Origin of the sequence: Streptomyces sp. NPDC058221 (genome assembly GCF_042882365.1) — a bacterium.
Lineage (GTDB): Bacteria > Actinomycetota > Actinomycetes > Streptomycetales > Streptomycetaceae > Streptomyces.
This window is the reverse complement of sequence record NZ_JBHVWF010000036.1, coordinates 463-13,510: the sequence shown is the minus strand read 5'-3', so window position 1 is coordinate 13,510 and position 13,048 is coordinate 463. Positions and strand designations below refer to the sequence as shown.

Below are 13,048 nucleotides of genomic sequence, written 5' to 3'. Positions count from 1 at the left end.
CAACTCACCGCGCGGGCCCCGGGCACCTCTGGCAGCGTACGGCCCATGAACACGAGCGCGACGATCCGGTCACTGGCGACCCGGTGGACCGTGGTCGTGCCGCTCCTCGCCGCCGTCGTGCTGGTCCTCAGCCGGGGGCGCAAGCCGGTGCCGTCCGCCGTCGCCCTGATCGCTCTCTGCCTAGCCGGAGCCGTCCTGGCCGCTGTGCACCACGCGGCGGTGATGATCACCTGCAACGCCGATCATCGGACTGTCCCTGCTGGTGGGGGCGGTCCGCACCCGCGTCGTCGTCTTCAACGCCGAGGGTTCCGGCGCGGCCCTGGCGACCGTCGCGACGCCGGCCACCCTCAGCCCGGTGCTGCCCACCTCCACCACCGGCAGGAAAGGGCCCGAGTTCTCCTCCGCCCAGCTCGCCTTCGCCGCGTTCGCCCTCGGGATCAGCCCCTGACGACCGGACCGGTCCGCCCGCGACATCCCGGCCGGCATCCGGACCCTTGACCGCCGAGCCCCGCCCGCACAGGATCACGCCATGACAGGTGTACGCAGCAGCACAGTCGACGGCGTCCTGACCCGCAGCGCGGGGCGCACCCCCGAACGCACCGCCCTGCGGTACGCCGACCGGGCCTGGACCTACCGGGAACTCGACGAGGCGGTCGGTACCGCGGCCGCCGTCCTCATGGACGGCCACGGTCTGCGCCCGGGGGACCGGGTGGCCTCCTACGCCCACAACTCCGACGCGTACCTGATCGGCTTCCTCGCCTGCGCCCGCGCCGGACTCGTCCACGTCCCGGTCAACCAGAACCTCACGGGCGAGGACCTGGCGTACATCCTGAGCCAGTCCGGCAGCTCCCTGGTCCTCACCGATCCGGACCTCGCCGGCCGCGTCCCGGACGGTCACGCCGTACGGGCGCTGCGCGACGCCCCGGACTCCCTGCTGGCCGAACTGTCCACGCCGCGCGCCTTCACGCCGCACCACGAACCGGGCGCGGACGACCTCGCCCAGCTGCTCTACACCTCCGGCACCACCGCACTCCCCAAGGGCGCGATGATGACGCACGGGGCCCTCGTGCACGAGTACGTCAGCGCCGTCACCGCCCTCGACCTGCGCGCCGGTGACCGCCCCGTCCACGCACTGCCGCTCTATCACTCGGCGCAGATGCATGTGTTCCTGCTGCCCTACCTCGCGGTCGGGGCGCAGAACACGGTCCTGGACGCCCCGGACGCGGGCCGCATCTTCGACCTCGTCGAGTCGGGACAGGCCGACAGCCTCTTCGCCCCGCCCACCGTCTGGATCGGCCTCGCCAACCACCCGGACTTCGAACGGCGCGACCTCGGCGGGCTGCGCAAGGCGTACTACGGTGCCTCGATCATGCCGGTGCCGGTGCTGGAGCGACTCCGTGACCGGCTGCCCGGACTGGCCTTCTACAACTGTTTCGGACAGAGCGAGATCGGCCCGCTCGCCACCGTCCTGGGCCCCGACGAGCACGAGGGCCGGATGGACTCCTGCGGCCGGCCCGTCCTCTTCGTCGAGGCGAAGGTCGTCGACGAGAGCGGCAAGGACGTGCCCGACGGCACGGCCGGCGAAGTGGTGTACCGCTCGCCCCAGCTGTGCAACGGCTACTGGGACAAGCCGCAGGAGAGCGCCGAGGCGTTCCGCGACGGGTGGTTCCGCTCGGGCGACCTCGCCGTACGCGACCCGGAGGGCTACTTCACCGTAGTCGACCGGGTGAAGGACGTCATCAACTCCGGCGGTGTCCTCGTCGCCTCCCGCCAGGTCGAGGACGCCCTCTACACCCACCCCGCGGTCGCCGAGGCCGCAGTCGTCGGACTGCCCGACGAGCGGTGGATCGAGGCCGTCACCGCCGTCGTCGTACTGCGCGGTGAGGCCACGGAGGCCGAGCTGATCGGCCACGCCCGCGAGCGGCTCGCCCACTTCAAGGCTCCGAAGCGGATCCTTTTCGTGGACGGGCTCCCGCGCAACGCCAGCGGAAAGATCCTCAAGCGTGAGCTGCGCGACCGCTTCGCCGGATAGGGCTCATGCCACGCGGGCGACCCCGGCGTAGAAGCTGTCGGTGGCCCCGGTGTTCTCCGGGAGCGGCGCGTCCTGGTGCCACCGGGGAGCCGTGACCAGACCCGGCTCGACGAGATCGAGCCCGTCGAAGAACCGGGCGACCTCCGAGCGCGTCCGCGGTCGCAGGCTGATTCCGCTCGACCGGTACTCATCGGTCTTGTCCTGCTCGGCGGAGAGGAAGTCCTTGGTGAAGTGCGAAAGCACCAGACAGCTGCCGGAGGGCAGCGCGTCCATGAGGGTGCGGGTGATGCCGTAGGGATCGTCCTCGTCGGGAACGAAGTGCATGAGGGCGACGAGGGACAGGGCGACGGGCCGGCCGAAGTCCAGCAGGGTCCTGGCGTGGTCCAGGATCTTCTCCGGCGCTCGCACATCGGCGTCGAGGTAGTCGGTGGCGCCCTCGGGGGTGCTGACGAGCAGCGCCTCGGCGTGGCGCAGGACGATGGGATCGTTGTCCGTGTAGACGACCCTGGCCGCGGGACTGATCCCCTGCGCTATCTGGTGGAGGTTCGGCCGGGTCGGAATGCCCGTTCCGATGTCGAGGAACTGGTCGATGCCCGCGCGCGCGGCCCAGCCGACCGCCCGGTGCATGAACGCCCGGTTCTGCGCGACGGCTTCCTTGGCCATGGCCGGCATCTGTTCGCCGAGCTCCTGGTCCACGGGGTAGTTGTCCTTGCCCCCCAGCAGATAGTCGTAGACACGCGCCGGGTGCGGCCTGCTGGTGTCGATCGGAGAATCGGCCGTGCCTGGCGTCATGGACAGCTCCAGAGTTCTTCGGTGTGCGGACGGTGCGGCGTGCGCGGAACAGGCGGGAGGGTGCGGGTCCGGGCACGTCTGCCCTGCGGGCCTTCACCGCATCGACGCATACTGTCACAACAACCACGCAGCACCCGTGGTGAGTTGAGCCGACCGCACAGCTGAGTGAACGTCAACTGCCCGGCCGGTCCCGCTCGTCCACGATCCTCCTGAACTTGCCGACCGACCTCTCCAGCGTCTCGGGGTCGAGGATCTCCACCCCGACCGAGACCCCGATCCCGTCCTTGACGGCGGTCGCCACCGACGCGGCCGCGGCCGCGCGCTGCTCCGGCGTCGCCCCCGCCCGGGCCTCCGCGCGCACTGTCAGCACGTCCAGCCGTCCCTCCCGGGTCAGCCGCAGCTGGAAGTGCGGTGACACCGCGGGCGTACGGAGCACGATCTCCTCGATCTGGGTCGGGAAGAGGTTCACCCCGCGCAGGATCACCAGGTCGTCGCTGCGCCCGGTCACCTTCTCCATACGCCGGAACACCCGTGCCGTTCCCGGCAGCAGCCGGGTCAGATCCCGGGTGCGGTAACGGATCACCGGCATGGCCTGTTTGGTGAGCGAGGTGAACACCAGCTCACCCTCCGCGCCCTCGGGCAGCACCTCACCGGTGAACGGGTCGACCACCTCCGGATAGAAGTGGTCCTCCCAGATGTGCAGCCCGTCCTTCGTCTCCACGCACTCCTGGGCGACGCCGGGCCCCATCACCTCGGACAGCCCGTAGATGTCGACCGCGTCGATCGCGAACCGCTCCTCGATCTCGCGCCGCATCTCCTGCGTCCACGGCTCGGCGCCGAAGATGCCCACCTTCAGCGACGTCGATCTCGGGTCGACGCCCTGCCGCTCGAATTCGTCCAGGAGCGTCAGCATGTAGGACGGCGTCACCATGATGATGTCGGGACGGAAGTCCTGGATCAGCTGGACCTGCCGGGCGGTCATGCCCCCGGACGCGGGAATGACGGTGCAGCCGAGCCGCTCCGCCCCGTAGTGTGCCCCGAGCCCGCCGGTGAACAGCCCGTACCCGTAAGCGATATGGACCTTCTGCCCCGGGCGGCCGCCGGCCGCCCGGATCGAGCGGGCGACCACGTCCGCCCAGATGTCCAGATCGCCCTGGGTGTAGCCGACGACGGTAGGGCGGCCCGTCGTGCCGCTGGACGCATGGATCCGGCGCACCTGATCCTCGGGCACCGCGAACATCCCGAACGGGTAGTTGTCCCGCAGATCGGCCTTGGTGGTGAAGGGGAACCGGGCGAGATCGGCGAGCGAGCGGCAGTCGTCCGGGTGCAGCCCCGCCCGGTCGAACGCCGCCCTGTAGTGGCCGACGTGGGTGTACGCATGCTGCAGTGTCGCCCGCAGCCGTTCGAGCTGGAGTGCCCGCAGCTCCTCGCGGTCCATCCGTTCCGCCGCGTCCAGCAGAGCCGTCATGCGGATCTCCCTCTTCCGAGCGCACCGTGCAGACGACCGATCATTCGGTCGTTCCTCCCGGGAGCAGTAATTCAGGATCTTCCGCTCCATGGCAAGAGGGGCGACGGGACGCATGTCGCGTGACGGGTTGCGGCGCGCCCGGACCACCGCCGGCGGGACGTCCCCGGCGACGCCCCGACCCGACACGAGCCGCCCCGCGCCGCGGATACGCTCGTACCGAACAGGGCTGCGTCACCCGGTCGGCCCTGTTTGGATGGTTCCATGCCGACTTTCCACACGTACGACGGAACCGAGCTCGCGTATCACCTCGCCGGGCAGGGCGATCCTCTGATCTGTCTGCCCGGCGGGGCCATGCGGGCCAGTGCCTATCTCGGAGGCCTGGGAGGGCTCGACACCCACCGGCAACTGGTGCTGCTCGATCTGCGTGGCACCGGGGACTCCGCCGTACCGGACGACACCGGCACCTACCGTTGCGACCGGATGGTCGACGACATCGAGGCACTGCGCGCACACCTGGGTCTGGAACACATCGACCTGCTCGCCCACTCGGCCGCCGGCGAGCTCGCCGCGCTCTATGCCGCCCGGTATCCGGGTGCGCTGCGCAATCTCCTGCTCATCACCCCCGGAACGCAGGCCGCCGGCTTCGGCTTCGCCGAACGCGAGGCCCGCGAGGCCGCCGGGCTGCGTCGGTCGGAGCCCTGGTACGAGGAGGCGCTCCCGGCCCTGGAGGAGATCTGGGCGGGACGCCTCACCGACGAACTGCGCGCCTCCGCAAGGCCGTTCCTCTACGGCCGCTGGGACGCCGCCGCGCAGGCCCACGCCGCGTCGTCCGCGGCGCAGCTCAACTCCTTCGCGGCCGGGGCCTATTACGCTCAGGAAGCGTTCGATCCGGCGACGACGGTGGCCGCTCTGCGTGAGCTGCCGGCGCCGGTGCTGGTCCTCGCGGGAGAGTACGACGGCGTGACGACCCCCGACCGTGCCGCCGAACTCGCCGCGCTCTTCCCGCACGCGGAGTTCGCCGTGCAGCGCGGCGCCGCACACTTCCCGTGGCTCGACGACCCGGGGGCCTTCGTCCGCACCGTCACCGCCTTCCTCGACCCGGACGTGCACAGCGTGCAGGCCGGCGGGATACGGATCGCCTACCGGGTGTGGGGGGACCCGTCCGCGCCGCCGGTCGTGCTGGTCCACGGACGCTGCGGCGACAGCCGCACCTGGACCCGGATCGCCGAAGAGCTGGCGGGTGGACACCGCGTGTACGCACTGGACTTCCGCGGCCACGGCCTCAGCGACTGGACCGGCCGCTACTCCTTCGAGCTGTTCCGGGACGATCTGCACGCGTTCCTGGAGGCCCGCAACCTCTCCGGCGCCACGGTCGTCGGCCACTCCATGGGCGGGCTCGCGGCCTGTCTGCTCGCCGAGCGGCAGCCGGGACTCATCGGCCGGCTCGTCATCGAGGAGGCCCCGCCGCCCTTCCCGCTCGACCCGCCCCGCGGCCCCGTCGAACGCCCCGACGAAGAGCTCGGCTTCGACTGGCCCGTGGTGCCGTCCATCAACGCCCAGCTCAATGAGCCCGATCCGGCGGGCCGCGAACGCCTGGGCGAGATCACCGCGCCCACCCTGATCATCGGCGGCGGCCCGACGAGCCAGATCGACCAGGACGATCTTGTCTGGATGGCCCACCGGATCCCCGACTGCCGGCTCGTCACCATCGACGCCGGCCACCTCGTCCACACCGAACGGCCGGAGGAATTCCTCGCAGCCCTCCGGTCGTTCGGCATGGCCTGACGGGGCGCCAGGAGGCGACCCGCCGGGTCAGCCCCTGTCCAGCAAGGACACCATGACGTCCCGCAGCGTCGCCTCCGCGTCCGGGACACCCGTCTCCGAGCGCCAGGCGACGAAGCCGTCGGGGCGGACCAGCACCGCACCCTCGGTGCTGGTGCCGTGCGCCTCGGCCCAGTCGGCACCGGCCTCCGGCTCCAGATCGCCGCCGGGACCGGTGCCGATCCCGAACGCGTCCAACCGCACCGCCAGTTGGTCACCGACCCGCGCCGCCGCCCGCCGCCACGCCACGTCCGCGCCGTCGGCGAGCAGCACGAACGACCGCTCGTAGAGATCCAGGGTGGAGATCCGCGTCCCCGCCCGCCGGACCCACAAGTGCGGTGCCCTGCTGCCCGGTTCACCCGTCAGCTGCATCCCCTGCGGCACCACCGGCTGATCCGGGGCGACGCCCAGCACCGCACCGTCCACATAGCGGTAGCCCAGCGCCACGTTGAGCATTCCGCCGCGCTTCCCGCCGCCCACGGTGGGCGGCGGCGCATACCCGGGGTGGCTGTGCTCGCCGGAGCGCGCCGAGGCACGCTCGCTCGTGGCCCGTGCCACCGGCAGCCGCTCCGCCCCGTAGGTGTCCAGCAGACCCGCTCCCGCCTCGCCGCGCAGCACGGCGGCGAGCTTCCACGCCAGATTGTGCGCGTCCTGGATACCGGTGTTGGAACCGAACGCACCGGTGGGCGACATCTCGTGCGCCGAGTCACCGGCGAGGAACACCCGGTCCCGGGAGTAGCGGTCCGCCACCCGTTCCGCCGCATGCCACGGCGCCTTGCCGGTGATCTCGACGTCGATGTCCGGCGCGCCGACCGCCCTGCGGATGTGCTCGGCGCACCGCTCGTCCGTGAAGTCCTCAAGCGTCTCGCCCCGGTCGGGCTGCCACGGCGCGTGGAACACCCACTGCTCCTCGTTGTCCACCGGCAGCAGGGCGCCGTCCGCCTCCGGATTCGTCAGGTAGCACACGATGAAGCGCCGGTCCCCGAGCACATCGGCGAGCCGGCGGGAACGGAAGGTGATACTCACGTTGTGGAACAGGTCTCCGGCACCCGAACGGCCGATGCGCAACTGCTCACGCACCGGACTGCGCGGGCCGTCCGCGGCGATGAGATAGTCCGCCCGCACGGTGGTGTGCTCGCCCGTCTCGCGGTTCTTCAGGACCGCTCCGACCCCTGAGCCGTCCGGGTCGAACGAGAGCAGTTCGGTGGAGAACCGCAGATCGCCGCCCTGCTCCCGGGCCCGGTCCAGCAGGACCGGCTCCACATCGTTCTGGCTGCACAGGCACCAGCCGGTCGGGCTGAAGCGGGCGAGTGCGCCACCCGGGTCGATCTCCTTGAACAGCCACTCCTGGTCGTCGCCGGTCAGCGATCCGGCCTGCAGGATGCCGTGGTTCTCCGCCAGCACCGACGCGGCCGCCCGGATCTGCGGCTCCACCCCGGCCCGGCGGAAGATCTCCATCGTGCGGACGTTGTTGCCGCGGCCGCGTGGGTGCGTCGAGGTGGCCGCGTGCTTCTCGACCAGCAGATGCTCGACGCCGAGCCGACCGAGGAAAAGGGACGCGGACAGGCCCACCAGGGAGCCGCCCACGATGAGGACCGGTACGTGGAGGTCGACGTTCTCGTTCATCAGTTGCTCCAGCTCGGACGCCGTACAGATGCAGTGTCCATGCCCTGGTCGGAGCCGGGTCGGAGCGGTTCGGACGCCCGCTCACCTGAACGGTTCATAAATCTCGCGTCAGGCGGACCAGCGTTTCACGATCGGTGACGGAGACGACGCCCGCGGTCCGGGGCGGACCGTGCTCATCCGCCGGGAGACTCCCCGCTCCGCATTCCACTCGACAGCCGCCGGTTACCCAGCGAACCGGCCGGCCGGGCCGCCCCACCGTCTCGAAGGAGCTCGACAGATGACCACCACCCTCTCGGAACGGACCTCCCAGTCCGCCTTCGACGGATCCAGGCTGCGGGTCATCCTGCTGCTTGACCTGCACGACGGCGCCCAGAAGCAGTTCCTGGAGGCCTACGAGCACATGCGCAACCAGGTGGCCTCGATCCCCGGCCACATCAGCGACCAGCTGTGCCAGTCCATCGAAAACCCCTCCCAGTGGCTCATCACCAGCGAGTGGGAGAGCGCGCCGCCCTTCCTCGCCTGGGTCAACAGCGAGGACCACGTCGCCACCGTCCAGCCCCTGCACAGCTGCGTACGCGACACCCGCTCGCTGCGCTTCAGCGTCCTGCGCGAGACCGGCGCCGCCTTCGAGGAGAGCTTCGAGCCCCTCAAGGGCGGGCTCCAGTCCGCACCCCGCCTCGGGGACGGGATCGTGCGCCACGCGCTGACCTTCACCGTCAAGCCGGGCACCGAGGAGATCGTCGCGAAGCTCCTCGCCGACTACGACCCCCCGAAGGCCCGGGTCGACGAGCACACCCGGCTGCGCCGCACCTCGCTCTTCATGCACGGTAACCGCGTGGTGCGCGCGGTCGAGGTCGAGGGCGACCTCCTCGCGGCCCTCCGGCACGTCTCCCGGCAGCCGGAGATCCGGGCCGTCGAAGAGGCGATCAACCCGTATCTGGAGCAGGACCGCGACCTGGCCGACCCCGACTCGGCACGGATGTTCTTCACCCGGGCGGCGCTGCCCACCGTCCACCACGTGACGACGGGCCGGCACCCCGAGGCGGACCTCAAGCGCCACGCGCTGTTCTACCAGGCCAAGGAGGGCTGCGGCATGGCCCTGGCCCGGCTTCTGGCCGAGCACGACGAGGAGGAGGCCGACGAGACCGGCAGCCCCATCGACAGCAGCACGATCTTCCAGCGCGACGACATCGTCGTCCGTCTCCTGGAGGTCAGTGGTCCGCTCGACGGGCAGCCCGCCCAGGCGCTCGGCATCCACGGCCCCGGCAAGGCGGCCAGGCTCGCCCGCCTCCTGGACGGGACCGCGAACGCCGTGCCGACCAGCGACGAGGACGCCGCGCGTTTCCTCGCCCGGTCCGAGATGCACCTGATCACCGACCGGCGGGCCGCGGAGTCCTGAGCCGCGCCCCAGCACTTGGGGGGTTCTCGCTCAACCCGTCGACACAACGCGCAACGCGCCAGGAGGAAAGCAGCCATGACCACGCACCGGCCACGCATCGTGGACCTCAGTGAGACCCAGCCCAACCGCAGGCGCGGAGGCGACCTGCGCGCCCTGCTCACCCCGACGGCGGTAGGTGCCACCAGCGGCTTCATGGGACTGGCCATCGTCCAGCCCGGTGACCGCATCGGTGAGCACTACCACCCGTACTCGGAGGAGTTCGTGTACGTCGTGAACGGGCTCCTCGAGGTCGACCTGGACGGTGAACCGCACGCGATGCGGCCCGACCAGGGACTGCTCATCCCCCCGCACGTCAGGCACCGCTTCCGCAACGTGGGCGACACCGAGGCGCGCATGGTCTTCCATCTCGGGCCGCTCGCCCCCCGCCCGGAGCTCGGACACGTCGACACCGAGCACACGGACTCCGCCGAGCGGAGCGCGCCGCCAGAACGAACCGAGGCCGCCTCATGACCCGGCGTGTGGCGGTCACGGGCGTCGGTGTCGTCGCCCCGGGCGGGATCGGCACACCGGCCTTCTGGGACCTCCTCGCCAACGGCCGCACGGCGACACGCGGCATCACGCTCTTCGACCCGGCCGGCTTCCGGTCCCGGATCGCCGCCGAATGCGACTTCGACCCGGCGGCGTACGGGCTGGACGAGGGCGAGATCGCCCGCTCGGACCGCTACGTCCAGTTCGCGACGGTGGCCGCCCGCGAGGCGCTCGCCGACGCGGGCCTCGACCAGGAGCGGACCGACCCCTGGCGCATGGGTGTCTCGCTCGGTACCGCGGTCGGCGGAACCACCCGGCTGGAGCACGACTACGTCGCCGTCAGCGGCAGCGGTGCACGCTGGGACGTCGACCACCGGCCGGCCGGGCCCCATCTGGAGCGGGCCTTCTCACCCAGTTCGCTGGCCTCCGCCGTCGCCGAGCAGGTCGGCGCGCACGGTCCGGTGCAGACCGTCTCGACCGGCTGCACCTCCGGACTCGACGCGATCGGCTACGCCTTCCACTCCATCGAGGACGGCCGCGTCGACGTCTGCATCGCCGGGGCGTCGGACTCCCCGATCACCCCGATCACGGTGGCGTGCTTCGACGCGATCAAGGCGACCTCGGCCAACAACGAGGACCCCGAACACGCCTCCCGGCCCTTCGACTCCCGCCGCGACGGCTTCGTGATGGGCGAGGGCGGAGCGGTACTGGTGCTGGAGGAGCTGGAGCACGCCCGCGCCCGCGGTGCGACGGTCTACTGCGAGATCGCGGGCTACGCCACCTTCGGCAACGCCTACCACATGACCGGGCTGACCCCGGAGGGCCTGGAGATGGCCGAGGCCATCAACCGGGCGCTGGGACACGCCGGGATCGCCGCCTCGGACATCGACTACGTCAACGCGCACGGCTCGGGCACCAAACAGAACGACCGGCACGAGACCGCCGCGGTGAAGCGGGCACTGGGCGCGCACGCCCACGACGTACCGATGAGCTCCATCAAGTCGATGGTCGGGCACTCGCTCGGCGCGATCGGGGCGATAGAGATAGCGGCCTGTGTACTCGCGCTGGTCCACCAGACCGTACCGCCGACCGCGAACTACGAGTCGCCGGACCCCGAGTGCGATCTCGACTACGTGCCACGCACCGCACGTTCGCTGAAGCTGCGCAGCGTCCTCTCGGTCGGCAGCGGTTTCGGTGGCTTCCAGTCCGCGGTGGCCCTGACCAGAACCGGTGGGAGGACTCCATGAGCACCCCAGAGGACCGGCGTACCGTCGTCACCGGCATCGGTGTCGTCGCCCCCAACGGCACGACCACCGAGGCCTTCTGGAAGCGGACACAGGAGGGCATGAGCGTCCTCGACCGGATCACCCGTGAAGGGTGCGAAGAACTGCCGCTGCGGGTGGCGGGCGAGGTGAGGGGCTTCGACCCGGTCAGCCTGATCGAGGAGCGCTTCCTCGTGCAGACCGACCGGTTCACGCACTTCGCGATGGCCGCGGCCGACATGGCGCTGGACGACGCCCGGCTCGGCCGCGCCGACTACGAGGGCGCGCCGTTCAGCGTCGGAGTGGTGACCGCCGCGGGTTCCGGCGGCGGCGAGTTCGGCCAGCGCGAGCTGCAGAGGCTCTGGGGCCAGGGTTCCAAATACGTCGGCCCCTACCAGTCGATCGCCTGGTTCTACGCCGCGAGCACCGGTCAGATCTCCATCCGCGGAGGCTTCAAGGGGCCGTGTGCGGTGGTGGCCAGCGACGAGGCCGGCGGCCTCGACGCCCTGGCGCACGCCGCCCGGTCCATCCGGCGCGGCACCGACGCGGTGGTGGTCGGCGCGGCCGAGGCCCCCCTCGCGCCCTACTCCGTCGTCTGCCAGCTCGGCTACCGGGACCTGAGCGTCACCGAGGAGCCGACCCGGGCCTACCGCCCGTTCACCTCGGACGCCTGCGGTTTCGTGCCCGCCGAGGGCGGCGCGATGTTCGTGGTCGAGGAGGAGGGTGCGGCGCGCCGGCGCGGTGCCCGGGTCAGGGCCGAAGTCGCCGGACATGCCGCCACCTTCACCACCGCGATGCGCTGGGAGGAGTCCCGCGAGGGGCTCGCCCACGCCATCGAGGGCGCACTGCGGGAGGCGGGCTGCGCGCCCGAGGAGATCGACGTGGTCTTCGCGGACGCCCTCGGCGTACCCGCCGCGGACCGGGCCGAGGCGCTGGCCCTGGCCGACGCGCTGGGAGCGCACGGCCGGCGGGTGCCGGTGACGGCGCCCAAGACCGGGATCGGACGGGCGTACTGCGGTGCCCCGGTCCTCGACGCGGCGGCCGCCGTGCTCGCCATGGAGAACGGTCTGATCCCGCCCACACCCAACGTCTTCGAGGTGTGCCACGACCTCGACGTCGTCACCGGGCGGGCCCGTCCCGCCGAACTGCGCACGGCGCTCGTGCTCAGCCGCGGCCTCATGGGCTCGAACGCGGCGATGGTGCTGCGGCGCTCCACCGACACCCCCTCGTGAGAAGGAGAAGTCCCTCATGACCGACCGACTGACGTACGAAGAACTGGCCGCACTGATGAAGAAGGGTGCCGGACTCACCGTCGACCCCCGGGAGATGGAGAACCGGTCCGGCACCGCCTTCGACGAGTTCGGCCTCGACTCGCTGGGCCTGCTCGGCATCGTCGGCGTGCTGGAGAACCGGCACGGACAGCCGCTGCCGGCCGACGCAGACCGGTGCAAGACGCCCCGCGAGTTCCTCGACCTCGTCAACAACAGCCTCATGACAGGAGCCTGAAGTGTCCGGACACACCGAGAACGAGATCGTCATCGCCGCACCCCTGGACCTCGTCTGGGACATGACGAACGACCTGGAGAACTGGCCCGCGCTGTTCAGCGAGTACGCGGCGGTCGAGGTCATGGAGCGGGACGGCGAGCGGACCACGTTCCGCCTGACCATGCACCCCGACGAGAACGACAAGGTGTGGAGCTGGGTCTCCGAGCGCACCACGGACCGGCGCGGGCGCAAGGTCCGGGCCCGTCGCGTCGAGCCCGGCCCGTTCCAGCACATGGACATCCACTGGGAGTACTCCGAGGTCCCCGGCGGCACCCGCATGCACTGGGCGCAGGACTTCGCGATGCGCCCGGACGCCCCGGTCGACGACGCCTGGATGACCGACAACATCAACCGCAACTCGCGGGTCCAGATGGAGCTCATCCGGGACAAGATCGAGCAGCGCGACCGGGAGCGCCGTTCGGCCTCCGTCACGGCCGGCTGACGAACCTTCCGCCGACGGTCCGGGGGCCGGCCGTCCGGCCGGGCCCCGGGCCCGGGACCAGAAAAGCACCACCCGAAGCCCCCCCCCCCGATCGTCGCCCCGGTGGCGCCGGAGTGGGGGGCGGACCACGCCC

Annotated in this window: 11 protein-coding genes and 1 pseudogene; 9 read left to right on the top strand and 3 right to left on the bottom strand. The window is 71.3% G+C overall.

What is annotated here, in order from left to right; genetic code table 11:
- Positions 1-45: 45 nt before the first annotated feature.
- Both ACFVW8_RS14560 and ACFVW8_RS14555 read left to right on the top strand, forming a co-directional pair.
- A pseudogene (locus ACFVW8_RS14560) lies at positions 46-430 on the top strand (ionic transporter y4hA); the annotation flags it as partial.
- Between the two features lie 99 nt (positions 431-529).
- Positions 530-2,032 carry an acyl-CoA synthetase gene (locus ACFVW8_RS14555; protein WP_389689704.1) on the top strand — a complete coding sequence of 501 codons (1,503 nt, stop codon included), beginning with the start codon at positions 530-532 and terminating at the stop codon, positions 2,030-2,032.
- Between the two features lie 3 nt (positions 2,033-2,035).
- Here the strand turns inward: ACFVW8_RS14555 and ACFVW8_RS14550 are convergent, their stop codons facing one another.
- Together ACFVW8_RS14550 and paaK are read right to left on the bottom strand one after the other, a co-directional pair.
- Positions 2,036-2,824, bottom strand: coding sequence for an SAM-dependent methyltransferase (locus ACFVW8_RS14550; RefSeq protein WP_389689702.1), 789 nt, complete (start codon positions 2,822-2,824; stop codon positions 2,036-2,038).
- A gap of 172 nt (positions 2,825-2,996) precedes the next feature.
- Entirely contained in the window at positions 2,997-4,292 is a 1,296-nt protein-coding gene (gene paaK, locus ACFVW8_RS14545) for a phenylacetate--CoA ligase PaaK (protein WP_389689700.1), read from the bottom strand.
- Positions 4,293-4,553: 261 nt separating this feature from the next.
- Between paaK and ACFVW8_RS14540 the strand changes: the two genes are divergently transcribed.
- Positions 4,554-6,077 (top strand): alpha/beta fold hydrolase, encoded by a 1,524-nt coding sequence (locus ACFVW8_RS14540; protein ID WP_389689698.1) that lies wholly within the window; start codon positions 4,554-4,556, stop codon positions 6,075-6,077.
- A 27-nt stretch (positions 6,078-6,104) separates the two neighbouring features.
- Here ACFVW8_RS14540 and ACFVW8_RS14535 read toward each other — a convergent pair whose 3' ends face one another.
- Positions 6,105-7,739: an FAD-dependent oxidoreductase gene (locus tag ACFVW8_RS14535; RefSeq protein WP_389689696.1), complete on the bottom strand. Its 1,635-nt coding sequence runs from the start codon at positions 7,737-7,739 to the stop codon at positions 6,105-6,107.
- A 277-nt stretch (positions 7,740-8,016) separates the two neighbouring features.
- On the opposite strand from ACFVW8_RS14535, the gene ACFVW8_RS14530 reads away from it, so the two are divergent.
- The 6 genes from ACFVW8_RS14530 (at position 8,017) to ACFVW8_RS14505 (ending at position 12,915) form a co-directional block, all read left to right on the top strand.
- On the top strand, positions 8,017-9,138 hold the full coding sequence (locus ACFVW8_RS14530; protein WP_389689694.1) for a SchA/CurD-like domain-containing protein: 1,122 nt from the start codon (positions 8,017-8,019) through the stop codon (positions 9,136-9,138).
- A 75-nt stretch (positions 9,139-9,213) separates the two neighbouring features.
- Positions 9,214-9,648 carry a cupin domain-containing protein gene (locus tag ACFVW8_RS14525; protein ID WP_389689692.1) on the top strand — a complete coding sequence of 145 codons (435 nt, stop codon included), beginning with the start codon at positions 9,214-9,216 and terminating at the stop codon, positions 9,646-9,648.
- Positions 9,645-10,913: a beta-ketoacyl-[acyl-carrier-protein] synthase family protein gene (locus ACFVW8_RS14520; protein ID WP_389689690.1), complete on the top strand. Its 1,269-nt coding sequence runs from the start codon at positions 9,645-9,647 to the stop codon at positions 10,911-10,913. The genes ACFVW8_RS14525 and ACFVW8_RS14520 overlap by 4 nt, the downstream gene beginning before the upstream one ends.
- Complete coding sequence (locus ACFVW8_RS14515) at positions 10,910-12,160, top strand: beta-ketoacyl synthase N-terminal-like domain-containing protein (RefSeq protein ID WP_389689688.1); 1,251 nt, start codon at positions 10,910-10,912, stop codon at positions 12,158-12,160. Before ACFVW8_RS14520 ends, ACFVW8_RS14515 begins: the two co-directional genes overlap by 4 nt.
- 16 nt (positions 12,161-12,176) lie before the next feature.
- Complete coding sequence (locus ACFVW8_RS14510; protein WP_359079804.1) at positions 12,177-12,434, top strand: acyl carrier protein; 258 nt, start codon at positions 12,177-12,179, stop codon at positions 12,432-12,434.
- Position 12,435: 1 nt separating this feature from the next.
- Positions 12,436-12,915 carry an SRPBCC family protein gene (locus ACFVW8_RS14505; protein ID WP_389689686.1) on the top strand — a complete coding sequence of 160 codons (480 nt, stop codon included), beginning with the start codon at positions 12,436-12,438 and terminating at the stop codon, positions 12,913-12,915.
- Positions 12,916-13,048: the final 133 nt, after the last annotated feature.